Consider the following 26,898-nt stretch of genomic DNA (forward strand, 5'->3'; position numbering starts at 1 on the left):
CGCCTCCGTCAGGGCGTGATGCGCGCCAGCTGTTCGAGGTCGATCTCTTCGCGGGCCGGATTGGGGGCCGCGATTGCGTCACGGCTGGCCGTATCGGCGAAGCCGGAGAAGGTCGTGCGGTTGCCGTCCATGCGCACCTTGCCCTCGGCGAAAAGCTTGAGGGCGAGCGGATAGAGGCGATGCTCGGCCTTGAGCACGCGCGCCGACAGCGTTGGCTCGTCGTCGTCGATCAGCACCGGCACCGCCGCCTGGGCGATGATCGGGCCATCGTCCATCGCGGGCGTCACGAAATGCACCGTGCAGCCATGGACGCGAATCCCGGCGTCGAGCGCACGCTGGTGAGTGTCGAGGCCCTTGAAGGAGGGCAGCAGCGCCGGATGGATGTTGATCATCCGCCCCTGCCACTTTTCGACGAAACCGGCGGTCAAAAGCCGCATGTAGCCGGCAAGCGCCACGATCTCGGCGCCGAAGGTTGCCAGCGCCTCGTCGATTGCCGCGTCATGGGCGTCCTTGCTCGGGTGCTCGCCGCGCGTCACCACCTTGGTGGCAATGCCGCGGCTGGCGGCGATGCCAAGGCCCTGAGCGTTGGCCTTGTCGGCGATAACGCCGACGATTTCGGCCGGAAAGTCCGGGACGGCAGCGGCGTCGATCAGCGCGGCCATGTTGGAGCCGCGCCCCGAAATCAAGATGACGGTGCGTTTGCGCTGAATGCTCATAGGGCGAGCGACCCGCGGTAGATGACACCGGTGTCGCGGCGCGGCACGATGCGGCCGATCGGCGTGACGGTTTCGCCTGCTTCCTGCAGCACGGCCGCTACCTGGGCTGCCTGGCCGGCCGCGACGACGGCGATCATGCCGACGCCGCAGTTGAAGGTGCGCATCATTTCCTCGGGCGCGACCCCGCCGGTGCGCGAAAGCCACGAGAATACCGCAGGCGCTTCGATTGCCGACAGGTCGAGCTCGGCCGAAAACTCCTTCGGCAGGACCCTTGGGATGTTTTCGGGGAAACCGCCGCCGGTGATGTGTGCCAGCGCCTTGATGCCGTGCGTCTCGCGGATCGCCTTGAGCAGGGACTTCACATAGATACGGGTTGGCTCGAGCAGCGCTTCGGCAAGGGTCGGGCCATCGGCGAACGGGGCGCGGTCGCTCCATTTCAGTCCGGACTTCTCGACGATGCGGCGAACCAGCGAATAGCCGTTGGAGTGAACGCCCGACGAGGCAAGCGCGAGCAGCACGTCGCCTTCGACCACGTCGTCGGTCGGCAGCAACTGGCCGCGCTCGGCAGCTCCGACCGCAAAGCCGGCGAGATCGTAGTCGTTACCGTGATACATGCCGGGCATCTCGGCTGTTTCACCGCCGATCAGCGCGCAGCCGGCCTGGCGGCAGCCTTCGGCGATGCCCGAGACGATGTCGGCGCCCTGGTTGGGGTCGAGCTTGCCGGTGGCGAAATAGTCGAGGAACAGGAGTGGCTCGGCGCCCTGGACGACGATGTCGTTGACGCACATGGCGACGAGGTCGATGCCGATCGTGTCATGCTTTCCTGCGTCGATGGCGATCTTCAGCTTGGTGCCGACGCCGTCATTCGCCGCGACCAGGATCGGGTCGCTGAAACCGGCCGCCTTGAGGTCGAACAGGCCGCCGAAGCCACCGATTTCGCCATCGGCGCCGGGCCGGCGCGTCGAACGCACCAGCGGCTTGATCTTTTCAACCATCAGGTTTCCAGCGTCGATATCGACGCCCGCCTGCGCGTAGGTGAGACCCTTGCTGCCTTCGCTCATCGTCACATCCTGATGTCGTGCGCCTTTTGCGCGCTATTCGCATGAACAGCCGGTTCCCGCAAGCGAATGAGGCCGCCTGCGACCCGATGGGCAGCCAAAGCAGTGGACAGGCCGCCGAGGCTGTCCCTTGCGGCTGCCGTCAGTCTCGCCCATGTATCGGAAAACACCAAGACGGGATGTGGTTGTGACTGTTGCGAACATGATCACGGTCATGAGGCTGGTCCTCGTGCCATGCGTGATCTACGCCATGCTTTCGGCCCAATGGGATTGGGCCTTCGCCGGTTTTGTCATTGCCGGCGTTTCGGATGGCGTCGACGGTTTCATCGCTCGTCATTTCAACCAGCAGACCAAGCTCGGCGCCTATCTCGACCCGATGGCCGACAAGCTGCTGCTGGTCAGCGTGTTTGTGGTGCTCGGCATGGTCGGTCACTTGCCGTTGTGGCTTGTGGTGCTCGCCGTTTCGCGCGACGCGTTGATTGTCTGCGCCGTTCTGCTGTCGTCGGTGATGGGCAATCCGGTGGCCGTGAAACCGCTTCTGGTTTCGAAGGCCAACACGGCCGCGCAGATCGTTCTGGCGGCAATTGTGCTTGCCGAACTTGCCTTTGGCTTCGAGATGGGTCCTGTTCGTCCGGCGTTGATAACAGTCTCCGGGCTCTTGACCGTCGCTTCGGCGGCGGCCTATCTCGTGGCTTGGCTTAGGCATATGAACGGTTATGGCGAAAGCGACCCCTCCCATGGACGATGAAGCGGCTGACGCTGCAGCGGCAGCGGCATTCCGCAAGCAGATCCGATTCTGGCTGATTTCGGCTGTCTTGTTCGTCGGCTTTCTCTACCTGTTCAGCAACATCCTGCTGCCTTTCGTGGCGGGCATGACGCTCGCCTATTTCCTTGATCCCGTCGCTGACCGCCTGCAGCGGTTCGGGCTGTCGCGCCTGATGGCCACTGTCGTCATCCTTGTCTGCTTCCTGATCTTCCTGGTCCTCGCGCTGGTCATCATCGTTCCGGTGCTCGCCTCGCAGATGGCCGATTTCGCAGCCAAGGTTCCGGGTTATCTCGAAAAGCTCCAGCAACTGGTCACCGACTTCAATCCGCAATGGCTCGAGCAGCGCTTCGGCGTCGATGCAAGTGGCCTGCGCCAGGCGCTCAACTCGGTCGTAACGGCGGGCTTCGGCTTTCTCTCGACCATCTTCCAGTCGATCTGGAGCTCGGGCGTGGCACTGTTTTCCGTGGCCAGCTTGTTCATCGTGACGCCGGTTGTCGCTTTCTACATGCTGCTCGACTGGGACCGCATGGTGTCGGTGGTGGACAGCTGGGTCCCGCGCGATCACGTCCAGACGGTCAGGCAGATCGCTCGCGACATCAACGTGGCCGTCGCCGGTTTTGTTCGCGGGCAGGGCACGCTGTGCATCGTGCTCGGCATCATGTACGCCGCCGGCCTGACCTTGACCGGCCTGAATTTCGGCGTGCTGATCGGGCTTTTTGCTGGGCTCGTCAGCTTCATACCCTATGTCGGCTCGCTGCTCGGGCTGGTGCTTTCGGTCGGCGTCGCCATCGTGCAGTTCTGGCCCGATTGGACCATGGTCGTGGCAGTCGCGTGCGTGTTCTTCGTCGGCCAGTTCATCGAGGGCAACATCCTGCAGCCGCGTCTGGTCGGCAAGAGCGTCGGTCTCCACCCGGTCTGGCTGATGTTTGCGCTGGTTGCCTTCGGCGCCATGTTCGGCTTCGTCGGCTTGCTGGTCGCGGTTCCCTCGGCGGCGGCGGTGGCCGTGCTCGTGCGCTTCGCCATTTCGCGTTATCTCGAGTCGCCGCTCTACAACGGCCACTCGAAGCATGCCCCGGCCGAGACGTCCGGCGACGCCGGCCCAAAAAAGTGACAGCGATGCGCGAGCCTGAGACCCCGCGCCAGTTGCCGCTCGATCTTGGCCACTCGCCAGGGTTTTCGCGTGACCATCTCGTGGTCTCAGAGGCCAACGCGCAAGCCGCCGCACTGATCGACCGCTGGCCGGAATGGCCGGCGCCGGTGGTGTTGCTGGCCGGCCCTTCCGGTTCGGGCAAGTCGCATCTCGCCGCGATCTGGCGTGAGCATTCGGGCGCCTTGCAACTGCGCGCCAACGACATCTCCGCGCATCTGGGCGAGATCGGAGCCGCGCCCGTGCTGATCGACGACGCCGATCAGGGCAGGCTCGACCAGGACGGTCTGTTTCACCTGATCAACACGGTTCGCGGGGCCGGATCCACCCTGTTGCTGACCGCCCGAAGCTTTCCCAGCGCCTGGGGCGTGACGCTTGCCGACCTCGCTTCACGCCTCAAGGCCGCGGCGACCGTCGAGATCGAGGAGCCGGACGACCTGCTTCTGGCCGGCGTCATCACCAAGCTGTTCGCCGACCGCCAGGTCGAGGTCGAGCCGCATGTCGTGCAGTTCCTGGTGCGCCGCATCGAGCGTTCGCTGTCGACTGCGATCCGTGTTGTCGAGCGTCTCGACAGGGCGGCGCTTGAGCAGCAGGTGCGCATCACCCGCTCGCTGGCCGCCGAAACGGTCAACGCGCTGGATGCGGGCCAGAGCGAACTGGACCTTTGATGGCGCGTCTCAGGTGAGCCGCGAATAGGCCGCTTTCGCACCGACGAGCACGGCGGCAATCGTCACGTTGGAAACCAGGCCGACAAGCACGGCTGTCGTGGTGTCGACGGTCGAGCTTGCGCCGATGCTGAACGGTATCAGCACTGCAACGAAGACGACGCCGAGCGCGATCGGGATCCAGCGGTTGAGCGTCTGCGCCGTACTGGCGGCGGTGAGCACCAGCGCAACCAGCAAGCCGATGCGGAACGGGTCGATGAGCTGCGCGAGATAGATGTCGAGATATGGCAAGTGTCGTCCTCCCGGCGCTAGATGCGCATCCCGGCGGCAGCCTGTCGAGTAGGCCGATGGTCTAGCATCACAGCGCCGCACGCGGCAGTGTCACCCCCAGCAGCAGACGCACCAGCGACGACTGCTTGGACACGCCCGACTTGGCGAAGATCGCGCGCAGATGCGTCCGCACGGTCTCGCGCGAGATGCCGAAATCCTTGCCTATGGCGTCGATCGAACGGCCCGCGACCAGGGCGGCGGCGATGCGCGCTTCGCTCGGCGTGAGGTCGAACAGCGACTGCAGCACGCTTGTCGGCGGTGCGCTGGCGCCGGGCATCGGCATGATGACGAGGATGCTGTGCATCCGGCTGAACAGGTCGTTGACCGAACCGCGCACCGGCAGGAGATGGGCGACGCTTTGCGTCTTTTCGTCGGCGCCGGCGATCGGAAACGACTGCACGATGCCGCGCCTTACGCCGCCCGCCATGCCGTCCAGGGCGTTTTCCAGCATGCAGTCGGCCCGCCGCTCGACAAGCTGGACGCGTGTCGCCCCGTCGAGGACGACAGTCGGGATCAGCCCGTGCATCAGGTCGTTGCAGGCCAGCAATTGGCCACGCCCGCTCAGCACCGCCGCCGGAAGCCCCAAGGCCTCGAGTGCCGCCGCGCCGGCGCGCGCCCTCTCCAGTCCGAGGCGGGCGCTGACCATGGCGGCGCGCGCGATGTGCGGCCGCAGCCTGTCGAGCGCCTCGACATAGTGCCGTTCGAACGGTCCGCGCCAGGTCTGTCGTTCCAGGCTGAAAGCCAGGACGTCGCCCGACGGCAGCGGCACAAGCGTACCCGCCACCCAGCCCATGCCGCGCGGCCTGAGGAACTCGCGATAGATCTGCTCTTTTTCGAGTTCCTCGTCACTGTACAGGTCGTGATCCGTCAGGAATCCCGGATGCGCCAGGGCGGCTGCGCGGGTGGTGCGCGTGTTGATGGCCAGCCAGCCATCCTGCATGAACTCGTCGAGATAGGCGGAGATCGACTTTGAGCCGAGATAAGCACTGTTGCTGCGCGCCAGCGTGAAAAGGCATCCGCCCATTGCTTCGACGGCTTCGGACAAGTCGGCAAGCAACGCCGGCCACTTTTCCGGTATGAACGAGGCTTCATAGAGTTGATCGATGAATTGTTCAGAAAGCTCCGACAATGCTTCGTCCCTCCCATCCCGGACTTGAACTGGCAAAGTCGAAGCAGTGCTTCGCCAGCTCATGCAGGACATATAAGGCAGCATGACACGCGGCGCAAAAGCGTAATCTTGACGCGCGCAGCTGCGACGCTGGGCGTTGCCGGATATCTTTGGGAGAAAGGCGCCGCTGCCAGGCGGGCGAAGCGACCGGACGCGGTGGGGGGGTAAGAGACGCTGTCGTCATCTTGACGAGGCTGGTCGGAGTGGCAGGATTCGAACCTGCGACCCCCTGATCCCAAATCAGGTGCGCTACCAGGCTGCGCTACACTCCGGACCGCCTTGTGTGGCTGTGCCTAGTGGCTTCCGTTCGACAAGGCAAGGGCAAAAAAGCTGAATCTGACATCCATCCTGTCCTATCTCGGCTTGCTTGTGGCCACGAGCCTTGCAGAGGGGGGCATTGCGCAGTATTGACGGCCCATCTGGATGTCTGCCCGAGCGGCGGACTCACGAGTGAGGTAGTTATGTCCGCGCGAATTTTCAGCCCTGCCAAGACCGCAATGCAGTCGGGCAAAGCCAAGACGGGGCACTGGGTGCTCGAATTCGACGCCGAGAAGCCGAAGAAGATCGACCCGCTGATGGGCTACACCAGCTCCGGCGACATGAAGACCCAGATCAGGCTGACCTTCGAGACCCGCGAAGAAGCCGTCGCCTATGCCGAAAAGGAAGGCATCGCCTTCCGCGTGCAGGAGCCCAAGGAAGCCAAGCGCCGGCAGATTTCCTACTCGGACAATTTCCGGTATGACCGCCGGACGCCTTGGACTCACTGACGTCCAGAACCAACATCATGCCGGCTCGACAAGGGCTGGCCAGCGGTCCCGTAGCTCAGCTGGATAGAGCACCGGCCTTCTAAGCCGATGGTCACAGGTTCGAATCCTGTCGGGATCGCCAAAGAACTCAAAACCTTGTCAAAACTGGCAACGCTGTGCGGTGTTGTTATCGCGACAGACAGGTCCCGGAAGCCTGTCCCTGCTGATCTTATCAAGTGATACGACACTGATGTAGAGGCGTGCAGATTCATTCGGAAAGTTCAAAATGGGACTGTGGAAGTCAATAACGAAGCGTCTTTCTGGAGCCCACAGCTACCAGAAGCTTCACAGCTCGGAACACCAGCGTTGGCTTGACGACAGAGGCGAAGAACGCCGCTATTTTTTCCCGGAGTTTACGGCAAGTGATGTCGTAGTCGATTTAGGGGGCTACGAAGGGAAATGGGCTGCCGGCATCCTGGAAAAATATAATGTGCAGATGCACATTTTCGAGGCCCACCCAAAGTTTGCCCGTGCTGTACAAGACAGGTTTGCAGGATGGGACAATGTGTTCATTCATCCCGTTGCTCTCGCGTCCAATCAGGGAAGCTTTACTCTTTCAGATGATGGTGATGCATCCAGTTCAACCACGACAGCAGGCCCAATTGTAACCTGCCGAAGCGTGGAGGCTGTGGCATATCTGAATCAGATAGGTGTCAGGCATATTGCGCTTCTCAAGATTAATATCGAGGGCGGAGAGTATGAAATACTGCCTCATCTAATTTCGACCGGAATTATTTCAGGAATCGATATTATTCAGGTTCAGTTCCATCGGTATAGTAGAAAAGATGAAGTTGCACGTGATGCCATACGCCGCGCGCTTTCGACCACTCACGAGTGTCAGTGGTGTTACAAGTTCGTTTGGGAAGAATGGCGGCGTAAATAGTCTGCATTTCGGCTATTGTTCGTTCGTTTGCTGACAGCTGGTGAACACGTCGATATGACTGCGCGCATTGAAAATTTGGGGGCTGTCTGTGCTTCGGAAATTTAGAGAAAAGAGGCGGAAAAGGGCCGAGTTCGAAAGCTGGGAAATGAGAGGGTTTGCTGCTCCTTCGCCCCATTGGTTCTATTGAAATAACGTCCCGAAAAGCAGGCGCGATGGCAAATTACGACGTTATTATATTTACGGCCGAAAAGCAGCGTCCTTCGCTAAACCATTGGGTTTTGTTGCTTAAGGAGTGGCTGAGGGGTGTTGAGCATCCAAAATATGGAGGGCACAGCGCTGTTACTCGCAGTTTGGTGGATGGTCTTAACAGCCTGCCTTCGGTCAAATGGCTTTATCCGCGGAACTACGGAAATCAGACTGCCAAAATTTTCCATGCCGTAAGCGGGCATGTATCGGTTCGCGTTGGCATTCAAGCGAAGCGCCAAGGGCTCTGTCAGAGGCTCATTGTTGGACCAAACATAGTGGTGCGCGCTTTCGAGCAAGATAGCCTGCTTGCCTCCCCGGAAATCGATGTTGTCCTAGTTCCTAGCGAGTGGGTCAAATGTATGTATGAGGCTGATGAGCCTCGACTGCGCGGGAAAATCGAAGTCTGGCCCGCTGGCGTCGACGTATCGCAGTGGTCGCCGTCCGGCAGCTTGCGGAGCAAAGTTCTTATATACGATAAGCGTGAACCAGAATTGTCTGCTCGGATCGCAGAAGTTATTCTGGCTTCTGGCAATGATTATGAAATAATTCGCTATGGTGCGTATAGTGCGGAGCAGTATAGGTCTGCGCTAGACCGAGCCAAGGTGTGTATTGTTGTTGGTGGAAGCGAGAGTCAGGGGATTGCCCTAGCTGAGGCATGGGCGATGAATGTTCCCACCTTAGTGCGTCGAGTTGATTACAACGAAGAGGTTGAGTCGGCTTGCAGTGCAGCACCGTATCTGTCGTATGCGACTGGAGCGTTTTGGTCAGGGGAGGAGGAACTCCTGCAATTGCTGCAGGTTTCGCCTGAGCAATACAGTCCTAGAGACTGGGTGTTGGCGAACTGTACAGACAGACATGCCGCAATATCTCTTCTAAGGATCGCTGGGCTCCCCTCAAAGCCAATGAATTAGCCGAGTATTTGGTGGCTGCGTGGATCGAGACATCGACGCCGAGGCGCGTCAGCATCGCGTCGGTGAACTGACGCGTCGGGTGGTGGACGGAATCGGTGATCTGCACATGGTCGCCGGACCAAAGGAAGCCGAGCAGCGCAAGGGTGACGGCAGCAAGGCCGGAAGGGGCCGCAGCAGTGCCGCCGAGCCCCCCAGTTCATCGATGGCCTCGCACAGGGCTTCGCTCGTCGGCGTTCCGCGCGTGCCATATGTGTATTTCTGGCCACGCGACGCCATCGTTGCTGCGTTGGGGTTCAGAACCGTCGAGGCATGCGCGAGCGGCGGATTGACAAAGCCATGAAAGCCGTGTGGATCGTGGCCCGAATGCGCGAGCCGCGTGTTGATGCCTTTGATCCTGCTGTTGTCTCGAGTCATGAATCCGCACCCCTTCAGTCAAGACGCCAGCCATGATGGGACGGCCAGGCCCGCGCAACCGCAAGGGCAAGGGCGTCGGCTGGGCCAGATCTGGCCGGCCGGGCATGTCAGGCGGCTCGGCGGCACGATTGCGTTTTCGTGGCGGCGCATGTGGCGCAGCCCCGTGGGCGAGCGCTATCGGCTCTGGCCGCGCCAGCTGTCGATCGTGGCGCTTGTCGGAGCGGTCGCAGTGGCGATTCTGTTTCCGTTCGATGCGCGCGTCATGGACTTTGTCCTGAGCCATCGCGGCAGGCTCACCGGCTGGATGGCGGCGCTGAGCCAGAGCGGAAAATCCGAATGGTTCCTGGTTCCGGCGCTGGTGTTCTACCTGCTCGCCGCCACGGCCGACTGGCGCGGCAATGGCCACCGGGTGAAATCCAGATTGGTGACGGTGTTCGGCCAGTCGGCGTTCCTGTTCGGTGCGGTGGCGATCAGCGGCATCGCGGTCAATCTGGTCAAGATCGTCGTCGGGCGGGCGCGTCCGTGGATGTTCGGCGAAGTCGGCGCCTATCATTTCGACCCGTTCGTGGTGAGCAAGTACCTGTCGAGCTTTCCCTCCGGCCACTCGACGACGCTGGGCGCCGTGGCGGCCGTGCTGTGCATCTGGTTTCCGCGCCAGTGGCCGTTGTTCTGCGGTGTTGGCATCGTCCTGTCGATGATGCGGGTCGCAGCCGCCGCCCACTATCCGTCCGATGTGGTCGCCGGCTTCTTCTTCGGCGTCATCGTCACCGTCGTGATGGCCCGTTTCCTGGCCGCAAGGCGCGTCGGCTTCAGGCCGCGCGCCGGACGGATGCTCCCCGCAGCCATTGGTCTGCGGCGCAGGTAGCCAATTCATATTTCGACAGTTTCTGTCGCTGGGCGGCCGGCCCTGGCCGCGATCTTTGGCATGCCTTGGATGTTGGTCGCATGCCCGGCTTTATTGCTTGACCTGATAAGAATTATCGCCTTCGATGGCATTTGTGGACCGGACTGCAGCAAAGCGCGCCGGCAGGATGCGTAATCCGGAAATGGGCCGGATAGGGGATGCTGAGTTCACACTTTAAAAAAACAGGCGCCAGCCTGGAAAAACAGAAAAGGGTTCGTGGGTCATGAAATACATTGTTTCGGGCATTCTCGGGGCTGCCGCACTAAGCCTCATGGCATCGGCCGCTTCGGCAGGCACGCTTGAGGACGTCAAGGCGAAGGGGTTTCTGCAATGCGGCGTCAGTACCGGCCTGGCCGGTTTCTCGGCGCCAAACGACAAGGGTGACTGGACGGGCCTCGACGCCGACTTCTGCCGCGCTGTTGCGGCCGCGGTGTTCGGCGATGGCACCAAGGTCAAGTTCACGCCGCTTTCGGCCAAGGAGCGTTTCACCGCGCTTCAGTCGGGCGAAATCGATCTGCTGTCGCGCAACACGACTTACACGATCAACCGCGACACGGCGCTTGGCCTGAACTTCGCTGGCATCACCTACTATGACGGCCAGGGTTTCATGATCAACGCCAAGAAGCTGCCGGGCGTCAATTCGGCGCTGCAGCTGTCGGGCGCCGCAGTGTGCGTGCAGACCGGCACCACGACCGAGCTCAATCTGGCCGACTACTTCAAGGCCAACAAGATGGAGTACAATCCGGTCGTCTTTGAAAAGCTCGAAGAGGTCAACGCCGCCTACGACGCCGGTCGTTGCGACGTCTACACCACCGACCAGTCCGGCCTCTATGGCATCCGCCTGACGCTGAGCTCGCCGGACGACCACGTCGTTCTGCCCGAGATCATCTCCAAGGAGCCGCTTGGGCCGGCCGTCCGCCAGGGCGACGACAAGTGGAACGACATCGTCCGCTGGACCTACTACGCGCTGCTCACCGCCGAGGAACTCGGCATCACCCAGGCGAATGTCGACGAGCTCAAGGCTTCCGGCAATCCTGAGATCAAGCGCGTGCTCGGCACCGAGGCCGACACCAAGATCGGCACCGATCTCGGCCTGAACAACGACTGGGTCGTCAGCATCGTCAAGGCTGTCGGCAACTATGGCGAATTGTTCGAACGCAATGTCGGTCAGGGCAGCCCGCTGAAGATCGCACGCGGTCTCAACGGGCAGTGGACCAAGGGCGGCCTGCAGTACGCACCGCCGATCCGCTGATCAGAAGTCTGAACCGGGAGACGGATCCACCGTCTCCCGGTAACTCTTCAAGAGGGACTTCAGATGGCTACGCAGGACATACCCCGTGACGTAGGGGGCGGCCGCGCGTCGCTGCTCTACGATCCGAAGGTGCGCGGCATCTTCGTCCAGGCACTCGTCGTCGTCGCGCTCGGCGTGCTCGTCTACTGGATCGTCGGCAACACCGCCGAGAATCTGAAGCGAGCCAACGTGGCCTCCGGTTTCGGCTTTCTCAATGGCCGCGCCGGTTTCGACCTCAGCGATACGCCTATCCAGTTCGATTCCGATTCGACCTACCGCCGCGCGCTGCTGGCCGGCTTTCTCAACACCGTCATCGTGGCGCTGGCCGGCATCGTCACCGCGACGATCATCGGCTTTCTTCTCGGCGTCGGGCGGCTTGCCAACAACTGGCTGATCCGCAAGATCTGCACGGTCTATGTCGAGGTGTTCCGCAACATCCCGCCGCTGCTGGTCATCTTCTTCTGGTATTTTGGCGTGCTGTCGGTGCTGCCTTTGCCAAAGGAGAGCATCGAGCTGCCGTTCGGCTCGTTCCTCAACAGCCGCGGCATCTATCTGCCCCGGCCTGTCTGGGACGAGGGCGCATCGCTGATCCTGGTGGCGCTGGCCATCGGCATTGCCATGTCGGTGTTTGTGGCGCGGCGCGCAAAGCAGCGCCAGATGGCCACCGGCCAGCCGTTTCCGGTTCTGTGGGTGTCGATCGCGCTGATCGTGGGCTTGCCGCTTTTGGCCCTCGCCGCGACCGGCTTTCCGCTGACCTTCGACTTGCCCAAGAAATCGACCTTCAACCTGACCGGCGGTTTCCAGATCAAGCCGGAGTTTCTGGCGCTCTACCTTGCCCTGTCGTTCTACACCGCGTCGTTCATCGCCGAGATCGTGCGCGCCGGCATCAAGGGCGTCAGCCGCGGGCAAAGCGAAGCCGCCGCCGCACTTGGTCTGCGGTCGGGGCAGACGCTTCGGCTCGTCGTCGTGCCGCAGGCGCTGCGCATCGTCATTCCGCCGCTGACCAGCCAGTATCTCAATCTGACCAAGAATTCGTCGCTGGCGATCGCCATCGGTTACCCCGATCTGGTCGCGGTTGGCGGTACCGTGCTCAACCAGACCGGACAGGCCATCGAGATCGTGACCATCTGGATGGTCGTTTATCTCGGGCTCAGCCTGATCACCTCGGCCTTCATGAACTGGTTCAACGCCAAGATGGCGCTGGTGGAAAGGTAGGAGGCGGATATGTCTGAGAATATCGGTTATGTCCGCACGGAAATGGCTCTGCCCGAACCGGCGCCGCCCCGCGAGCGCGGGCCGGTGGCCTGGGCCCGCAAGAACCTGTTTGCGACCCCGGTCGATTCGATCCTGACCTTCATCGGCCTGGCGATCGCGGCGACGATTGTCGTGCCACTTTTCCAATGGGCGCTGGTCAACGCGCAGTGGACCGGCACCGACCGCACCTACTGCTCGACGGTGGCGCAAGGTGGCATCCAGCCCGACGGCTGGTCCGGCGCGTGCTGGGCTTTCGTCAAGGCGAAGTTCGGCCAGTTCATGTTCGGCCGCTACCCGATCGAGGAGCGCTGGCGGGTGATCCTGGTGGCGATCATGTTCGTGGTGCTGCTTGTGCCGCTGATGGTGCCGCGCGTTCCTCGCAAGGGGCTGAACGCCTTCCTGCTGTTCCTTGTGTTTCCGGTCGTCGCCTACGTCCTGCTGGTCGGCGATATGTTCGGCTTGACGCATGTCGAAACCCCGCTCTGGGGTGGCCTGCTGGTCACGCTCGCCTTGTCGTTCGTCGGCATCGTGGTGTCGCTGCCGCTCGGCATATTGCTGGCGTTGGGACGACGCTCCAAGATGCCGGTGGTCAAGATGGTCTCGGTCATCTTCATCGAGACGGTTCGCGGCGTGCCGCTGATCACCGTGCTGTTCATGGCCAGCGTCATGCTGCCGTTGTTCCTGCCGGCCGGCATGAGCTTCGACAAGTTCCTGCGTGCCTTGATCGGTGTGTCGCTGTTTGCTTCGGCCTACATGGCGGAGGTGGTGCGCGGTGGTCTGCAGGCGATCCCGAAAGGACAATACGAAGGCGCTGATTCTCTGGGGCTCAGCTACTGGCAGAAGATGGGCCTGATCGTGTTGCCGCAGGCGCTGAAGCTGGTCATTCCCGGAATCGTCAACACCTTCATCGGCATGTTCAAGGACACCAGTCTTGTCTACATCATCTCGATGTTCGACCTGCTCGGCGTCGTGAGGCAGAACTTCTCGGATCCGGCCTGGGCCTCGCCGCAGACGCCGGCCTCGGGCCTCGTCTTCGCGGCGCTGGTATTCTGGATGTTCTGTTTCGGCATGTCGCGTTATTCTATTTATATGGAACAACGCCTCGACACAGGGCATAAGCGCTAACGCAAATTACAGGGGAGAGGCCTATGGCCATCGAAAACGCAGTCAGCGCAGACGAAATAAAGGTCGATCGCGCCAAGATGCACATCTCGGACACGGATGTGGCCATCGACATCGTCGGCATGCACAAGTGGTATGGCGAGTTCAACGTCCTCAAGGACATCAATCTGCGCGTCATGCGTGGCGAGCGCATCGTCATTTGCGGACCTTCCGGCTCCGGCAAGTCGACAATGATCCGCTGCATCAATCGCCTGGAGGAGCACCAGAAGGGCAAGATCATCGTTGATGGCAAGGAACTGACCAACGATCTGAAGAAGATCGACGAGGTCCGCCGCGAAGTCGGCATGGTGTTCCAGCACTTCAACCTGTTCCCGCATTTGACGATCCTCGAGAACTGCACGCTGGCGCCGATCTGGGTACGCAAGACCCCGAAGAAGCAGGCCGAGGAGCAGGCGATGCACTTCCTGCGCCGGGTCAAGATCCCCGAGCAGGCCAACAAGTATCCGGGCCAGTTGTCGGGCGGCCAGCAGCAGCGCGTCGCCATCGCGCGGTCGCTGTGCATGAACCCGCGTATCATGCTGTTCGATGAGCCGACTTCGGCGCTCGATCCGGAAATGATCAAGGAAGTTCTGGAGACCATGGTCGGCCTCGCCGAAGAAGGCATGACCATGCTGTGCGTGACCCACGAGATGGGCTTTGCGCGCAAGGTCGCCAATCGCGTGATCTTCATGGATCAGGGCCAGATCGTCGAGGAGAACACGCCGGCCGAATTCTTCGACCATCCGCGCCATGAGCGCACCAAGCTGTTTCTCAGCCAGATCCTGCACTAGCGCATCGGCCCGAAAATCGGACCCGATTTTCGGAAAGCACGATGCGCCAACTCAGTAAGTTAGAGCGTCCTTTGTGCGTCCATTCGGACGCACGGCGCTCTAGCAGCCATCTGCTCCGAATATGCGAAAAGACCCGGTAAAGCCGGGTCTTTTCATATCGGTCCCATGGAGAAGGCGGCGAGGTGAAAAGACTACTGCGTTTCCTCGGTCTTGCCGTGGCGCTGGCATGCGCCGCGCTCGCCCTTGGCACGCTGTTGCCGAGACCATTGTTTAGCACTGCCGAGCCCGGCGGCACCCCGCGCCATATCCTGGTTCTCACCAATCCGATCCACACCGATATCGCGGTGCCGATTGACGATGAGACGCTGGCGACGTTCGGCTTCCTCCTCGGCGAAGGCCTTCCACTCGATGTGGCGGGTGCACGCTACCTGGTGTTCGGCTGGGGCAGTCGCGCCTTCTACCTGCAGACACCGACATGGTCGGAGCTCAAGGCCGGCCCGCTGGCGACTGCGCTGACGCTTGACGAGTCCGCCATGCATGTCGACGTGGCAGGCGATATCGATCCGCGCCATCCCGCCGTTCAACGTTTCGACGTAGGGCAAGACGGATTCGCCGCGATGCTCGATTTCATGTCTGCCAGTTTCCAGCGCGACGGCCGCGGCGTTCTGAGGATCGCCGGCGCTGGCTATGGCGCCAACGATGCATTCTTTGAGGCCAATGGCAGGTTCACGGCCCTTGCCGGCTGCAACACCTGGACTGCCGCAGCCTTGCGACAAGCAGGACTCACCACGGGGTGGTGGAACCCGTTGCCGGTGTCACTGCGCTGGTCGCTGGATCTTTACAACCGTTCGTCCGACCAGCCAGGCGGCGTCCATCCATAAAGCCAGTCGAGGTCGGCGGCGAGGCCTTGCGGCGATTTCAGCTTGAGGAACAGGTTGCGCGCCAGGGCCACCGGTCCGGCTGCATGCCAGGCAAACTGATTGAGCGCTCCGCGCCGGGCGACCTTGGTAACCCTGTGGCGGCGCATCGTCTCCCATTGAGGTAGGGCCTCGGCCGGCTTCCGCGCCGCAGCGACCGCATCGGCAAGCGTAAATGCGTCTTCAACGGCCATCGCCGCGCCTTGCGCCGCAAACGGCGTCATCGCATGGGCGGCGTCGCCGATGACGACGATGCCCGATGGCGTGCTCCATGGCCTGGACGCATCCACGGTGTGCAGCGGCCAGACCGTCCAGGGGCCTGCTTGCCTGATCACTTCCAACAGGGCAGGCGCCGCGCCTGCGGCGGCGCGTTCCAGAGCCCCGGCGTCGGTTTCTCCCGACCATTGCTCGGCGATGGCGGTCCCCGGCGTGAAGGCGGCAAGATTGATCGCGCTGCCGGCGCGGATCGGGTAGGCGACGAGATGGAACCCTGAATGCAGGAACGTGGTTACCGCACCGAGCGAACCGAACCCGGCAAAGCCGCGGCCAGCCTCGCTGTCCGTTGGTACCGTCGTTCGCCAGGCCAGTTGGCCCACAAAGCGGCTCTTTTCGTTAGGGCCGACCAATCGCCTGGTCTGCGACCAGACCCCGTCGGCGCCGACAAACAGCGGCGTTTGCGTGGTTGAGACGATGCCGCCCTGGTCGATCGACAAGACAACGCCGTCGTCGTTCGGCTCGACGTTGGCGACGGTCGCCCCGGTCACGATCTCGATGAAATTGTCACCGGCAACGCGCGCCAGCAGGGCGCTCTGAAGATCGGCGCGATGGGCAACCAGATAGGGCGCATGCCAGCGGCGTTCGCCGATAGTACCCAGCGGCACATGCGCGCGCATGGCGAGGGTTGTTGCTTCGCGCAGCACCACCGCGTCAGGGCGTACAGTGGCCGGGCTGACGATGTCGAGGACGCCAAGCCGATCAAGTATGCGGGTGGCGTTGGGCGACAGTTGCAGCCCGGCGCCGACCTCCTCGAGGATCGGCGAACGTTCGTAGAGTCGAACCGCGAACCCGTGTCTGGCAAATGAAAGCGCGGCGGTCAGGCCGGCGATACCGGCGCCGGCGATGACGACCTGTCGCTTTTGCATGGCTTTGTCAGGCAGCCCGGTCGACGACGTACAGGCAACCGGCCGGCTGGGTCTCGGTGGCCTTCAGAGAAGGCGAATAGCGAAACAGCGTCGAGCAGTAGGGGCAGACCTTTTCTGAGTCGGCGCCCATGTCGAGGAACACATGCGGGTGATCGAAGGGCGGGTTCGCGCCAACGCACATGAATTCCTTCACGCCGATCTCGATCACGGCATGTCCAGCATCGTTCTGGAAGTGGGGGATGGAGCCGCCGGCCATGGTGTTTTTCCCTTCTGAGGAATTTCGCGCATGAATGCCACGGCGCCGTAGGCGCGTCCACAGGGATGCGCGGCGCCGCAATTCGACAGCGTTTGTATCATAAGCGGCGGGTTTGCAAGATGCTGAAATGAAACTGTCGCAATTGCCTGTCAGAGGATAAGTTGAGCCGGATAAGCGGCGGAACGCTGCAGTGGAAGGGTTGCCATGAATCAGTTGAGGCCGGTCCATACCGATTTCGTAAACGACAAGTCGCCGACCGATAGTGCCGACGGCAACCCGGACCGTTTCGTCAATCGCGAATTCTCCTGGCTCCAGTTCAACCGGCGCGTTCTCGAGCAGTCGCAGAATCCGAACCATCCATTGCTGGAACGCGTTCGTTTCCTTTCGATTTCGGCCGGCAATCTCGACGAGTTTTTCATGGTCCGCGTCGCCGGCCTTGCCGGCCAGGTGCGCGAGGGCATTGCCGTCAGAAGCCCGGACGGACGGACGCCGGAACAGCAGCTCGAGCAGTTGCTGCTCGAGGTCGAGCGGCTTCAGGAGGATCAGCAAAAGAGCCTGTCGAGCCTGCTCGAGCTGCTCAAGCTCGAAGGCATCGAGACGATTTCGGCCGGCGACCTCACCAAGGATGAGAAGAAGTGGCTCGAAGAGCACTTCATGGGGCAGGTCTTTCCGGTCCTGACGCCGCTGTCGATCGATCCGGCGCACCCGTTCCCGTTCATCCCCAATCTCGGCTTTTCCATCGCCCTGCAGCTGAGGCATCGCAAGAACGGCGAGGAAATGACCGCGCTGTTGCGCTTGCCGGTGGCTTTGCGCCGTTACATCCGCCTGCCGGACCGCAAGCGCGCCGTCCGCTTCATTCCGATCGAAGAAACGGTCAACCTGTTTATCGGCAAGCTGTTTCCCGGCTATGAGGTCAAGGGCTCGGGTACGTTCCAGATCATCCGCGACAGCGATATCGAGGTCGAGGAAGAATCCGAGGACCTGGTCCGACTGTTTGAAACCGCGCTCAAGCGCCGGCGTCGCGGTTCGGTGATCCGCATCGAATTCGACAGCCAGATGCCGTCGGAACTGCGCGAATTCGTCGCCGGCGAACTTGGCGTCTCGGCCAACCGGGTCAGTGTGCTGAGCGGACCGCTGGCGATCAACCAGATCTCGGAGATTGTCGCCGTGCCGCGCGACGATCTCAAGTTCCCGCCCTTCAACCCGCGCTTCCCCGAACGCATCCGTGACCATCGCGGCGACTGCTTCGCGGCGATCCGCGAGAAGGACTTCGTCGTCCATCACCCCTATGAATCGTTCGACGTGGTGGTGCAGTTCCTGCGTCAGGCGGCGATGGATCCCGAGGTCGTGGCGATCAAGCAGACGCTGTACCGCACCTCCAACGACAGCCCGATCGTGCGCGCCCTGATCGACGCCGCCGAGGCCGGCAAGTCGGTGACGGCGTTGGTCGAGCTCAAGGCGCGCTTCGACGAAGAAGCCAACATCCGCTGGGCCCGCGATCTCGAGCGCGCCGGCGTGCAGGTGGTATTCGGCTTCCTCGAGCTGAAGACGCACGCCAAGATGTCGCTCGTGGTGCGCCGCGAGGACGGCCGGTTGCGCAACTACGTGCATCTCGGCACCGGCAACTATCACCCGATCACCGCGCGCATCTACACCGACCTGTCGTTCTTCACCACCGACTCGATGATTGCCCGCGACGTCGCGCAGATATTCAATTTCATCACCGGCTATGCCGAGCCGGCGGAAGAGATGTGCATCGCGCTGTCGCCCTACACGCTCAGAAGCCGCATCCTCAAGCACGTCGCCGACGAGGTCGAGCATGCGCGTGCCGGCCGTCCGGCGCAGATCTGGATGAAGATGAACTCGCTCGTCGACCCGGCGATCATCGATGCGCTGTACGACGCCAGCCGGGCCGGCGTGGAGATCGATCTCGTCGTGCGCGGCATCTGCTGCCTCAGGCCGCAGGTGCCGGGTCTGTCGGAGAACATCCGCGTCAAGTCGATCGTCGGCCGCTTCCTCGAGCACAGCCGCATCTATTGTTTCGGCAACGGCCATGGCCTGCCTTCGGACGAAGCGATCGTCTATATTTCGTCGGCCGACCTGATGCCGCGCAATCTCGACCGACGCGTCGAGTGCATGGTGCCGATCACCATTCCGACTGTACACGAGCAGGTGCTTGGCCAGGTCATGCTGGGAAACATCATGGACAACCAGCAAAGTTTCGAAGTATTGGCGGATGGTACCTCGCGGCGCGTGACGCTGGACGAGGGTGAAGAGCCGTTCAACGCGCAGGAATATTTCATGACCAATCCGAGCCTTTCCGGACGGGGTGACGCGCTGAAATCTCATGCGCCCAGGCGCATCGCCCAGTTCAAACGCCGCAAGAAGGCCGAGGCGGCGTCCAACTGATGGCGGCTCTTTCGCAGGGCCGGCTCAAGGACCGCCGACCGCTGTCGATCATCGATATCGGCTCGAACTCCATTCGTCTTGTCGTCTATGAAGGGTTGGCGCGTTCGCCGACCCTTTTGTTCAACGAAAAGATGCTGGCCGGTCTTGGCCGCGGCATCGTCTCGACCGGCAAGCTCGACGCCGAGGCCGTGACGCGCTCGATGGAGGAGTTCCGCCGCTTCCGGGCTCTGTCCGAACAGGCTGGCGCCGAGAAGATGTATGTGCTGGCGACAGCCGCGGCCCGCGAAGCCGTGAACGGTCCGGACTTCATCCATCGCGCCGAGCAGATCCTCGGGACCGAGATACGCGTGCTCTCCGGTCGCGAGGAAGCCTATTTCTCGGCCATGGGCGTCATCTCCGCATTCCATCCGGCCGATGGCATCGCCGGCGACCTCGGCGGCGGCAGTCTCGAGCTTGTCGACGTCAAGGGCGAACAGATCGGCGATGGCATCACCCTGCCGCTGGGCGGCCTGCGGCTGCAGGACATGGCCAAGGGCTCGCTCGTGCAGGCGACCAGGATCGCCCATGCCGAACTGGCCCGCGCCAAGCTGTTGCAGGGCGGGCAGGGGCGCACCTTCTATGCCGTCGGCGGCACCTGGCGAAATCTCGCCCGGCTGCACATGAACACCACCAACTACCCGCTGGAAGTGATGCATCACTACCAGATGGACCCTGGCACACTCTCGCCGTTCCTGCGTCAGGTGGCGCGCGGCGAAGTTGAAAAGATCAAGGGCATCGAAGGCGTTTCGAAGAACCGTCGTTCGTTGCTGCCCTATGGCGCGCTTGTGCTGCAGGAAATCATCGCGGCGATGAAGCCCGAGAAGATTGTCGTTTCCGCCCTCGGCGTGCGCGAAGGCTTTCTCTATTCGCTGCTCGACGAAGACGACAGACGCGCCGATCCGCTGATCTCCGCAGCCGAGGAGCTTGCCCTGCTGCGGGCGCGCTCGGTGCTGCATGCCCATGAACTGACGGAGTGGACGCGCAAGTCGTTTGCCGCCTTCGGCATCGACGAGACCGACGAGGAGGCGCGCTACCGCCACGCGGCATGCTTGCTTGCCGACATTGGCTGGCGCGCGCACCCCGAGTATCGCGGCAGGCAGTCGCTCAACATCATTGCTCACGCCTCGTTCATCGGCGTCGACCATCCCGGCCGCGCCTTCCTCGCGCTGGCCAACCTGTTCCGGCATGACGGCGTCTTCAACGACAGCTACGCGCCGGAGCTGAAGGAGCTGGCCACGCCGCGTTATCTCGAACGCGCCCGCATCCTGGGTGCGATGATGCGTGTCGTCTACCTGCTGTCCGCCTCGATGCCCGGTGTCATGCCCAAGCTGCGCTGGGAAGAGCGCGACGGCGTCCTTGCGCTGGTCATCCCGGCCGAGTTCAGCGAGCTCTACGGCGAGCGCCCGGCAGGCCGCCTCGCGCAGCTGGCCAAAGTCACTGGCCGCAAGCTGGTGCTGGCCGTCGAGGGCGGTCCGAGCATATCGGTCAAATAGGCCGCCGCCCGAATATCCGGTCGAGCGACAACGCGCCACCACCGGCCGCTGCCAGCGCGAGCAGTCCGCCGGATATGGCGATGTCCTTCATCAGCGCCTGCTGGTGCATGAAGGTCAGCGCCGGGTCGCCGCCGCCCTGGCCGTAGTGACCGATGAAGCCGGCTGCCACCGCAAAGAGCGCGAGGCCGGCGCACACCAGCGTCACTTGAAAACCGACCATCACAAGCGCGCCGCCGAGCAGCTCGATCAGCCCGACGACGATCGCAAGCAGCGTAGGGAGCGGCAGGCCCAAACCGGCGAAGTAGCCGGCCGATCCCGAAATATTGGTCAGCGTGCTGACGCCGGCGGGAACGAACAGCACGGCGATGAGCAGTCGGGCTGCGAGCAGAACCAGGCCTTTGAGCATTGGCGTCTTCCCTCCATCGAAGGCGGAGGATGCGCTGGGCCGTTGCGAAAGTCATCAGTCGGCGGGAGATGTGGCCGGCTGGCGCAGATACAAAAAAACCCGGGACAAGCCCGGGCTCTTCTTGGGAGGCGACTGTTTCGATTATGCGCGGCGGCCGTCGACCGAAAGTGCGCCGGCGCCGAAGGCCGCGAGCACGAACAGGCCACCGGCGATGGCGAGGTTCTTCTGCAGGAACATCACCTGTACCTGATCGGCGAAGTCGAGATGCGCGATACCGGTTGCGGTAAGCGTGAACACTGCGAGCACGATCGCGGCGATGCGGGTCTGGAAGCCGACCAGGATAGCCAGGCCGCCGAGCAGCTCGACCAGGCCGATGACGACGGTGGTCGCGGTCGGAGCGGGCAGGCCGAGGCTGGCGAACCAGCCGGCGGTGCCGGAAATGGCGGTCAGCTTGGCGAAGCCTGCGAGAATGAAGATGATCGACAGCAAGACGCGGCCGACGAGCGTGAGGGCCGAGGCATTGGTGCTGAGGGCAGTCTTTGAAGCGGTGATGGAAGCGTTCGACATTGGGATGGGCTCCGTTGAAATTCGATGCCCAACACCTAGCGGAATTCGACTGTTCACTAAAGGTGCGAATGTGTCGACAGATCGTTCACCAATAGAATGGTTTTGCAGTTGGCGCCACGCTTCCCGCACAAGCGCAGCGCCAAATCTTGGCAGTAGCTATCAGCCCGGACGGGTCATGTCCTCGGGACGAACGATTCGATCGTAGTCTTCAGCGCTGACCAAGCCCGTCGCTAGCGCTTCGTCGCGCAACGTCGTGCCATTCTTGTGCGCGGTCTTGGCGATCTTGGCGGCATTGTCGTAGCCGATGGTCGGCGCAAGTGCCGTGACCAGCATCAGCGAACGGTCGAGCGCTGCCTTGATGTTGTCCTCGCGCGCCTCGATGCCGACGACGCAGTTGTCGGTGAAGGAGACTGCCGCGTCCGCCATCAGCTGCACCGACTGCAGGAAGTTGTAGGCCATGACGGGATTGTAGACGTTGAGCTCGAAATGGCCCTGGCTGCCGGCGAAGGTGAGGGCGGCGTTGTTGCCGAACACCTGCACGCAGACCTGGGTCAGCGCCTCGCATTGCGTCGGGTTGACCTTGCCCGGCATGATCGACGAGCCGGGTTCGTTTTCCGGCAGCGACAGTTCGCCGAGGCCCGAGCGCGGGCCTGAACCGAGGAAGCGGATGTCGTTGGCGATCTTGAACAGCGCGGCTGCGGCCGCATTGATCGCGCCATGGCTGAACACCATCGAGTCGTGGGCGGCCAGTGCCTCGAACTTGTTCGGTGCGGTGACGAAGGCGATGCCGGTGATCGCGGCGATGCTTTCGGCGACCTTCTCGGCAAAGCCGATGGGGGCGTTGAGGCCGGTTCCGACGGCGGTGCCGCCCTGGGCGAGTTCCTGCAGGCCGGGCAGGGTCAGTTCGATGCGCTTGATCGACGAGGCGACCTGGGCTGCATAGCCACCGAACTCCTGGCCGAGCGTCAGCGGCGTCGCATCCTGGGTGTGGGTGCGGCCGATCTTGATGATGTGGTCGAACTCCTTGGCCTTCTGGGCCAGCGCGGCATGCAAGTGCTGGAGCGCCGGCAGAAGGTCGTGGACGATGCGCTCGGCGCAAGCAATGTGCATGGCCGTCGGGTAGGTATCGTTCGACGACTGGCTCATGTTGACGTGGTCGTTGGGATGCACGGGCTTCTTCGAGCCCATCTCGCCGCCCAGCATCTCGATGGCGCGGTTGGAGATCACCTCATTGGCGTTCATGTTCGACTGCGTGCCAGAGCCGGTCTGCCAGACGACGAGCGGGAAGTGGTCGTTGAGCTTGCCGTCGATGACTTCCTGGGCGGCGGCAACAACGGCGTTGCCGACCGTGGGGTCGAGGCGGCCGAGGGCCATGTTGGCTTCAGCTGCAGCGCGCTTGACGATGCCGAGCGCCCGCACGACCGACAGCGGCTGCTTTTCCCAGCCGATCTTGAAGTTGCCCAGAGAGCGTTGCGCCTGCGCGCCCCAATAGCGGTCGCAAGCAACCTCGATTGGTCCGAAGGTGTCGGTCTCGGTTCTGGTCTTCTGGGCTGTCACGATCAGGTCTCCGAAAAATCTCGTTTCGGGCATCGGCCTATCGCGTTGCACCAAAGGCATCAAGCGGAGATTGAGGCCATACGGAATCCTAATCGGTTCAATGATTTCTATGTTGCGGTCGGCGTCGCCGCAAAGGCCGTGCTGGTTTGCCCTGCCTCCGCAATATGGGTAAGCTCGCCACCGTAAGTGCGAGTGCCAGGGGGATGGCGTGAGGGTTTTTAGTTCAAGCGTCGCGCTCGCCTGCGCCTTGCTGTCCACCAGTTGCGTCAGCGGCGATGTCGGTCCGATCAACCAGCTTGTATCCGTCGTCGGCCGCGATTCCGAAGAGTTCATCCCCGAGCCTTCCGACGACGGTTCGACCGTTGTCGGGCTAGCTTTCTCCGGCGGTGGAACCAGGGCGGCGGCATTCTCCTACGGCGTCCTGCGCGAACTCGACGAGATGGTCATCGACATGCAGCCCGAGCGGCGAACGCTCGTCGACGACATCAGGATGATCTCCGGCGCCTCGGGCGGCGCGGTTACGGCAACCTATTTCGGCTACAAGGGGCGGGACGGCTATCAGGATTTGCGCGAGCGGTTCCTGCTCAAGGACGGCGAGGCCTATCTGCGCATGCGACTTTCGCCGGTCAATCTTGCGCGTGCCTACAATGGCGGCGTCAACGACCGCCAGGGATTTCCGCGTTGGCTCGATGACAATCTGTTCGACGGCGCTACATTCGAGGCGCTCGATCGCTCCGATGCGCCGGTGGTTTGGATCAATGCGTCCGACGTCTACAACCGCACGCCATTCCTGTTCACCTATGACACGTTTGCCGCCCTGTGCAGCGACCTCGACAAAGTCCGCCTGTCTGACGCTGTGGCGGCTTCGGCGGCTGTTCCGGTGGCCTTCGCGCCGCTTGTGGTCTCTGCAAGCGACCCCAACTGCAGCTACAGGCAGCCGAAATGGCTGACCAGTGCGCTGGAGGCGCCCGGTGTTTCGATGCGGCTGCGTTCCTATGCGCGTGCGCTCGAATCCTACCAGAAGACAGACGACCTCGATTATGTGAAGCTGCTCGATGGCGGCCTGACCGACAACATCGGCGTGACCGGCTTCACCATCGAGCGCTTGTCGGCGCAGACGCCCTACGGCCCGTTGTCGCCGGCAGGGGCGGTCAAGCTGCGCAAGTTCATCTTCATCGTTGCCGACGCCGGGCAGTCGACCACCGCAAGCTGGGGGGAGACCATCGGCGGCCCGACGATCGTGCCGCTGTTGAGCGCGGTTACCGCCACGACGATTTCGTCATTGGTCCGCAACGAATTCGACGCGCTCAAGCTGGCGACCGACAACTGGAAGGACGAACTCGTGCGCTTCCGCTGCGGCCTGCCGTTGTCCGAAGTCAGGCGGCTGCGGGGGACTCTCTCCGGCTGGAACTGTCGGGACGTTGATCTGGTGATCGAGTTGATCTCGTTCCACGATGTCGACGCAGCCATGCGCGCCAAGCTGAACCGTGTCCCGACGCGCCTGAAACTGCCGGAGGATGAGGTGGATCTGACCATCGAGGCGGGCAGGCGGGCATTGCGCGGCAACCAGAACATCGCAGCGGCGGTCGCCGAGATCAGGCGCCACGCCGGCGTTCCAAGCTATGTCGCCGCTGCCGAATAGGCCGAGATAGCAGAACGCCTCCCGCACCGCTTAACGTGCTGGAGGCGTCCTGTTGTCTTTCGGTTTTCCTTGGGATTTCTCCTTCCGGATACCTGGGACATCAGCACAACGCGGCAGGTCGGGTTTGGTTCCGGGTGCTGCATGATTTTCTTTTGCTTGTCTTGGAATGCAAAAAGGGCGCCCGAAGGCGCCCTTTCCGTAAGCTTCCGGGAAGCTGGACTTAGAAGTCCATGCCGCCACTCAAGCCCGCTCGCGGGCTTGAGCAACCGAAGTTCATGGGCGTGCTTGTTGGACTTCTTAGAAGTCCATGCCGCCCATGCCGCCCATGCCGCCCATGCCGCCGGGCATGCCGCCTGCAGCGCCGGAGTCCTTCTTCGGAGCTTCGGCGATCATGGCTTCGGTGGTGACGAGCAGGCCGGCGACCGAAGCCGCGTCCTGAAGTGCCGTGCGAACGACCTTGACCGGATCGACGATACCGAAAGCGATCATGTCGCCGTATTCGCCGGTCTGTGCATTGTAGCCGAACGTCGCGCCCTTGTTTTCAAGGATCTTGCCGGCAACGATCGACGCTTCCGCACCAGCGTTCGAAGCGATCTGGCGGGCCGGAGCCTGCAGAGCGCGACGGACGATGTTGATGCCAGCCTGCTGATCGGAGTTTTCGCCGGTCGCGGTGATCGCGAGCGAAGCACGCAGCAGAGCCACGCCGCCGCCAGGAACGATGCCTTCTTCAACGGCTGCACGGGTTGCGTTCAGCGCGTCGTCGACGCGGTCCTTGCGCTCCTTGACTTCGATCTCGGTCGCACCGCCAACGCGGATGACGGCAACGCCGCCTGCCAGCTTGGCGAGACGTTCCTGCAGCTTCTCCTTGTCGTAGTCCGACGTGGTCTCTTCGATCTGCTGCTTGATCTGGGCAACGCGGCCCTGGATCTCGGCCTTCTTGCCGGCGCCGTCGACGATGGTGGTGTTCTCCTTGGAGATCGACACCTTCTTGGCGCGGCCGAGCATGTTCAGGCCAACGTTTTCGAGCTTGATGCCGAGATCTTCCGAGATGACCTGGCCACCGGTGAGGATGGCAATGTCTTCCAGCATGGCCTTGCGGCGATCGCCGAAGCCCGGAGCCTTGACGGCAGCGATCTTCAGGCCGCCACGCAGCTTGTTGACGACGAGCGTGGCCAGAGCCTCGCCTTCGACGTCTTCAGAGATGATGACGAGCGGCTTGGAGGTCTGCACGACGGCTTCGAGAACCGGCAGCATGGCCTGGAGGTTGGAGAGCTTCTTCTCGTGAAGGAGAATGTAAGCGTCTTCCAGCTCGGCGACCATCTTGTCGGGGTTGGTGACGAAGTAGGGGCTGAGGTAGCCGCGGTCGAACTGCATGCCTTCGACGACTTCGAGCTCGGTCTCGGCGGTCTTGGCTTCTTCAACCGTGATGACGCCTTCGTTGCCGACCTTCTGCATCGCCTCGGCGATCATCGTGCCGATTTCCTTCTCGCCGTTTGCCGAGATGGTGCCGACCTGAGCGACTTCTTCCGAAGTCTTGATCTTCTTCGAGCTCTTGACGAGGTGGGTGACGACTTCAGCCACGGCCAGATCGATGCCGCGCTTCAGGTCCATCGGGTTCATGCCAGCGGCAACCGACTTGTGGCCTTCCTGAACGATGGCCTGGGCCAGAACGGTCGCCGTCGTGGTGCCGTCGCCGGCGATGTCGTTGGTCTTCGAAGCAACTTCGCGGACCATCTGGGCGCCCATGTTCTCGAACTTGTCTTCAAGCTCGATTTCCTTGGCGACGGTAACGCCGTCCTTGGTGATGCGCGGGGCGCCGAACGACTTGTCGATGACGACGTTGCGGCCCTTCGGGCCGAGGGTCACCTTGACCGCGTCAGCGAGGATGTTGACGCCGCGCAGCATGCGCTCGCGGGCGTCACGGGAGAACTTTACTTCCTTGGCAGCCATTTTAAGCTC

At 62.4% G+C, this 26,898-nt stretch carries 25 protein-coding genes, 2 tRNA genes and 1 pseudogene; 16 read left to right on the forward strand and 12 right to left on the reverse strand.

Translation table 11 applies throughout. The features are described 5' to 3' along the window. Window positions 1-8 precede the first annotated feature (8 nt). Window positions 9-716 (reverse strand): phosphoribosylglycinamide formyltransferase, encoded by a 708-nt coding sequence (purN, locus tag PCJ21_RS11875; RefSeq protein WP_269931618.1) that lies wholly within the window; start codon window positions 714-716, stop codon window positions 9-11. After that, window positions 713-1,777: a phosphoribosylformylglycinamidine cyclo-ligase gene (gene purM, locus PCJ21_RS11880; protein ID WP_269931619.1), complete on the reverse strand. Its 1,065-nt coding sequence runs from the start codon at window positions 1,775-1,777 to the stop codon at window positions 713-715. Before purM ends, purN begins: the two co-directional genes overlap by 4 nt. Before the next feature lie 184 nt (window positions 1,778-1,961). Here purM and PCJ21_RS11885 point away from each other — a divergent pair, with 184 nt between their 5' ends. From PCJ21_RS11885 to hdaA, 3 genes are read left to right on the forward strand one after another with little or no spacing between them, the layout of a single operon-like run. Beyond that, window positions 1,962-2,522, forward strand: coding sequence for a CDP-alcohol phosphatidyltransferase family protein (locus PCJ21_RS11885; RefSeq protein WP_269931620.1), 561 nt, complete (start codon window positions 1,962-1,964; stop codon window positions 2,520-2,522). Beyond that, window positions 2,491-3,651, forward strand: a complete 1,161-nt coding sequence (locus PCJ21_RS11890) for an AI-2E family transporter (protein ID WP_269931621.1) — start codon at window positions 2,491-2,493, stop codon at window positions 3,649-3,651. Before PCJ21_RS11885 ends, PCJ21_RS11890 begins: the two co-directional genes overlap by 32 nt. Before the next feature lie 5 nt (window positions 3,652-3,656). Beyond that, a complete protein-coding gene (gene hdaA / locus PCJ21_RS11895; protein WP_269931622.1) occupies window positions 3,657-4,355 on the forward strand; it encodes a DnaA regulatory inactivator HdaA in 699 nt (232 codons plus the stop codon). Between the two features lie 9 nt (window positions 4,356-4,364). On the opposite strand, the gene PCJ21_RS11900 is transcribed toward hdaA, so the two are convergent. The 3 genes from PCJ21_RS11900 to PCJ21_RS11910 form a co-directional block, all read right to left on the reverse strand. Then, window positions 4,365-4,643, reverse strand: a complete 279-nt coding sequence (locus tag PCJ21_RS11900) for a hypothetical protein (protein WP_269931623.1) — start codon at window positions 4,641-4,643, stop codon at window positions 4,365-4,367. 67 nt (window positions 4,644-4,710) lie between these two features. Then, window positions 4,711-5,811 carry a helix-turn-helix transcriptional regulator gene (locus tag PCJ21_RS11905; RefSeq protein WP_269931624.1) on the reverse strand — a complete coding sequence of 367 codons (1,101 nt, stop codon included), beginning with the start codon at window positions 5,809-5,811 and terminating at the stop codon, window positions 4,711-4,713. Window positions 5,812-6,045: 234 nt separating this feature from the next. Beyond that, window positions 6,046-6,122 (reverse strand) — tRNA-Pro (locus PCJ21_RS11910). Between the two features lie 189 nt (window positions 6,123-6,311). Between PCJ21_RS11910 and PCJ21_RS11915 the strand changes: the two genes are divergently transcribed. From PCJ21_RS11915 to PCJ21_RS11930, 4 genes are all read left to right on the forward strand, one after another. Further along, complete coding sequence (locus tag PCJ21_RS11915) at window positions 6,312-6,617, forward strand: ETC complex I subunit (RefSeq protein WP_269931625.1); 306 nt, start codon at window positions 6,312-6,314, stop codon at window positions 6,615-6,617. 44 nt (window positions 6,618-6,661) lie between these two features. Beyond that, window positions 6,662-6,738 (forward strand) — tRNA-Arg (locus tag PCJ21_RS11920). Window positions 6,739-6,882: 144 nt separating this feature from the next. Continuing rightward, entirely contained in the window at window positions 6,883-7,539 is a 657-nt protein-coding gene (locus tag PCJ21_RS11925) for an FkbM family methyltransferase (RefSeq protein WP_269931626.1), read from the forward strand. Between the two features lie 212 nt (window positions 7,540-7,751). After that, the gene (locus PCJ21_RS11930; protein WP_269931780.1) at window positions 7,752-8,696 is read left to right on the forward strand and encodes a hypothetical protein; all 945 of its coding nucleotides are present in this window, start codon (window positions 7,752-7,754) and stop codon (window positions 8,694-8,696) included. Between the two features lie 19 nt (window positions 8,697-8,715). Here the strand turns inward: PCJ21_RS11930 and PCJ21_RS11935 are convergent. Continuing rightward, window positions 8,716-9,110: pseudogene (locus PCJ21_RS11935) on the reverse strand (PLP-dependent transferase); the annotation flags it as partial. A 163-nt stretch (window positions 9,111-9,273) separates the two neighbouring features. On the opposite strand from PCJ21_RS11935, the gene PCJ21_RS11940 reads away from it, so the two are divergent. The 6 genes from PCJ21_RS11940 to PCJ21_RS11965 all read left to right on the forward strand — a co-directional run bounded on the left by PCJ21_RS11940 (window position 9,274) and on the right by PCJ21_RS11965 (window position 15,392). Continuing rightward, window positions 9,274-9,975: a phosphatase PAP2 family protein gene (locus tag PCJ21_RS11940; protein ID WP_269931627.1), complete on the forward strand. Its 702-nt coding sequence runs from the start codon at window positions 9,274-9,276 to the stop codon at window positions 9,973-9,975. 262 nt (window positions 9,976-10,237) lie between these two features. Further along, a complete protein-coding gene (locus tag PCJ21_RS11945; protein WP_269931628.1) occupies window positions 10,238-11,266 on the forward strand; it encodes an amino acid ABC transporter substrate-binding protein in 1,029 nt (342 codons plus the stop codon). A 63-nt stretch (window positions 11,267-11,329) separates the two neighbouring features. Further along, entirely contained in the window at window positions 11,330-12,520 is a 1,191-nt protein-coding gene (locus PCJ21_RS11950; RefSeq protein ID WP_269931629.1) for an amino acid ABC transporter permease, read from the forward strand. A 9-nt stretch (window positions 12,521-12,529) separates the two neighbouring features. Beyond that, window positions 12,530-13,684, forward strand: a complete 1,155-nt coding sequence (locus tag PCJ21_RS11955; RefSeq protein ID WP_269931630.1) for an amino acid ABC transporter permease — start codon at window positions 12,530-12,532, stop codon at window positions 13,682-13,684. Window positions 13,685-13,707: 23 nt separating this feature from the next. Beyond that, complete coding sequence (locus PCJ21_RS11960) at window positions 13,708-14,511, forward strand: amino acid ABC transporter ATP-binding protein (protein ID WP_109574548.1); 804 nt, start codon at window positions 13,708-13,710, stop codon at window positions 14,509-14,511. A gap of 182 nt (window positions 14,512-14,693) precedes the next feature. After that, window positions 14,694-15,392: a TIGR02117 family protein gene (locus PCJ21_RS11965; protein ID WP_269931631.1), complete on the forward strand. Its 699-nt coding sequence runs from the start codon at window positions 14,694-14,696 to the stop codon at window positions 15,390-15,392. On the opposite strand, the gene PCJ21_RS11970 is transcribed toward PCJ21_RS11965, so the two are convergent. Both PCJ21_RS11970 and PCJ21_RS11975 read right to left on the reverse strand, forming a co-directional pair. Beyond that, window positions 15,350-16,570 carry an FAD-dependent monooxygenase gene (locus tag PCJ21_RS11970; RefSeq protein WP_269931632.1) on the reverse strand — a complete coding sequence of 407 codons (1,221 nt, stop codon included), beginning with the start codon at window positions 16,568-16,570 and terminating at the stop codon, window positions 15,350-15,352. The two genes, PCJ21_RS11965 and PCJ21_RS11970, sit on opposite strands and share 43 nt — an antisense overlap. A 7-nt stretch (window positions 16,571-16,577) precedes the next feature. After that, complete coding sequence (locus PCJ21_RS11975) at window positions 16,578-16,826, reverse strand: zinc-finger domain-containing protein (RefSeq protein ID WP_269931633.1); 249 nt, start codon at window positions 16,824-16,826, stop codon at window positions 16,578-16,580. A 204-nt stretch (window positions 16,827-17,030) separates the two neighbouring features. Here PCJ21_RS11975 and PCJ21_RS11980 point away from each other — a divergent pair, with 204 nt between their 5' ends. Both PCJ21_RS11980 and ppx read left to right on the forward strand, forming a co-directional pair. Next, the gene (locus PCJ21_RS11980; protein WP_269931634.1) at window positions 17,031-19,235 is read left to right on the forward strand and encodes an RNA degradosome polyphosphate kinase; all 2,205 of its coding nucleotides are present in this window, start codon (window positions 17,031-17,033) and stop codon (window positions 19,233-19,235) included. Beyond that, window positions 19,235-20,767 carry an exopolyphosphatase gene (ppx, locus tag PCJ21_RS11985; protein ID WP_269931635.1) on the forward strand — a complete coding sequence of 511 codons (1,533 nt, stop codon included), beginning with the start codon at window positions 19,235-19,237 and terminating at the stop codon, window positions 20,765-20,767. Before PCJ21_RS11980 ends, ppx begins: the two co-directional genes overlap by 1 nt. On the opposite strand, the gene PCJ21_RS11990 is transcribed toward ppx, so the two are convergent. The 3 genes from PCJ21_RS11990 to fumC all read right to left on the reverse strand — a co-directional run bounded on the left by PCJ21_RS11990 (window position 20,760) and on the right by fumC (window position 23,297). Beyond that, window positions 20,760-21,173, reverse strand: a complete 414-nt coding sequence (locus PCJ21_RS11990) for a DoxX family protein (protein ID WP_269931636.1) — start codon at window positions 21,171-21,173, stop codon at window positions 20,760-20,762. The two genes, ppx and PCJ21_RS11990, sit on opposite strands and share 8 nt — an antisense overlap. 141 nt (window positions 21,174-21,314) lie before the next feature. Next, window positions 21,315-21,740, reverse strand: a complete 426-nt coding sequence (locus PCJ21_RS11995; RefSeq protein ID WP_269931637.1) for a DoxX family protein — start codon at window positions 21,738-21,740, stop codon at window positions 21,315-21,317. Between the two features lie 159 nt (window positions 21,741-21,899). After that, on the reverse strand, window positions 21,900-23,297 hold the full coding sequence (gene fumC, locus PCJ21_RS12000; RefSeq protein ID WP_269931638.1) for a class II fumarate hydratase: 1,398 nt from the start codon (window positions 23,295-23,297) through the stop codon (window positions 21,900-21,902). 208 nt (window positions 23,298-23,505) lie between these two features. On the opposite strand from fumC, the gene PCJ21_RS12005 reads away from it, so the two are divergent. After that, a complete protein-coding gene (locus PCJ21_RS12005; RefSeq protein ID WP_269931639.1) occupies window positions 23,506-24,939 on the forward strand; it encodes a patatin-like phospholipase family protein in 1,434 nt (477 codons plus the stop codon). Between the two features lie 297 nt (window positions 24,940-25,236). Here the strand turns inward: PCJ21_RS12005 and groL are convergent, their stop codons facing one another. Further along, entirely contained in the window at window positions 25,237-26,889 is a 1,653-nt protein-coding gene (gene groL / locus PCJ21_RS12010; protein WP_269931640.1) for a chaperonin GroEL, read from the reverse strand. Between the last annotated feature and the right edge of the window lie 9 nt (window positions 26,890-26,898).

The organism is Aminobacter sp. HY435 (genome assembly GCF_027568395.1).
Lineage (GTDB): Bacteria > Pseudomonadota > Alphaproteobacteria > Rhizobiales > Rhizobiaceae > Aminobacter.

What these genes read in the sequence shown, in the direction of transcription:
- hdaA (WP_269931622.1), top strand. Translation starts at nt 3,657, where the DNA reads ATGCGCGAGCCTGAGACCCCGCGCCAGTTGCCGCTCGATCTTGGCCAC.
- PCJ21_RS11980 (WP_269931634.1), top strand. Translation starts at nt 17,031, where the DNA reads ATGAATCAGTTGAGGCCGGTCCATACCGATTTCGTAAACGACAAGTCG.
- PCJ21_RS11925 (WP_269931626.1), top strand. Translation starts at nt 6,883, where the DNA reads ATGGGACTGTGGAAGTCAATAACGAAGCGTCTTTCTGGAGCCCACAGC.
- PCJ21_RS11970 (WP_269931632.1), bottom strand. Translation starts at nt 16,570, where the DNA reads ATGCAAAAGCGACAGGTCGTCATCGCCGGCGCCGGTATCGCCGGCCTG.
- PCJ21_RS11930 (WP_269931780.1), top strand. Translation starts at nt 7,752, where the DNA reads ATGGCAAATTACGACGTTATTATATTTACGGCCGAAAAGCAGCGTCCT.
- PCJ21_RS11975 (WP_269931633.1), bottom strand. Translation starts at nt 16,826, where the DNA reads ATGGCCGGCGGCTCCATCCCCCACTTCCAGAACGATGCTGGACATGCC.
- PCJ21_RS11890 (WP_269931621.1), top strand. Translation starts at nt 2,491, where the DNA reads ATGGCGAAAGCGACCCCTCCCATGGACGATGAAGCGGCTGACGCTGCA.
- ppx (WP_269931635.1), top strand. Translation starts at nt 19,235, where the DNA reads ATGGCGGCTCTTTCGCAGGGCCGGCTCAAGGACCGCCGACCGCTGTCG.
- PCJ21_RS11915 (WP_269931625.1), top strand. Translation starts at nt 6,312, where the DNA reads ATGTCCGCGCGAATTTTCAGCCCTGCCAAGACCGCAATGCAGTCGGGC.
- PCJ21_RS11950 (WP_269931629.1), top strand. Translation starts at nt 11,330, where the DNA reads ATGGCTACGCAGGACATACCCCGTGACGTAGGGGGCGGCCGCGCGTCG.
- PCJ21_RS11960 (WP_109574548.1), top strand. Translation starts at nt 13,708, where the DNA reads ATGGCCATCGAAAACGCAGTCAGCGCAGACGAAATAAAGGTCGATCGC.
- purN (WP_269931618.1), bottom strand. Translation starts at nt 716, where the DNA reads ATGAGCATTCAGCGCAAACGCACCGTCATCTTGATTTCGGGGCGCGGC.
- groL (WP_269931640.1), bottom strand. Translation starts at nt 26,889, where the DNA reads ATGGCTGCCAAGGAAGTAAAGTTCTCCCGTGACGCCCGCGAGCGCATG.
- PCJ21_RS11990 (WP_269931636.1), bottom strand. Translation starts at nt 21,173, where the DNA reads ATGCTCAAAGGCCTGGTTCTGCTCGCAGCCCGACTGCTCATCGCCGTG.
- purM (WP_269931619.1), bottom strand. Translation starts at nt 1,777, where the DNA reads ATGAGCGAAGGCAGCAAGGGTCTCACCTACGCGCAGGCGGGCGTCGAT.
- PCJ21_RS11945 (WP_269931628.1), top strand. Translation starts at nt 10,238, where the DNA reads ATGAAATACATTGTTTCGGGCATTCTCGGGGCTGCCGCACTAAGCCTC.
- PCJ21_RS11955 (WP_269931630.1), top strand. Translation starts at nt 12,530, where the DNA reads ATGTCTGAGAATATCGGTTATGTCCGCACGGAAATGGCTCTGCCCGAA.
- PCJ21_RS11995 (WP_269931637.1), bottom strand. Translation starts at nt 21,740, where the DNA reads ATGTCGAACGCTTCCATCACCGCTTCAAAGACTGCCCTCAGCACCAAT.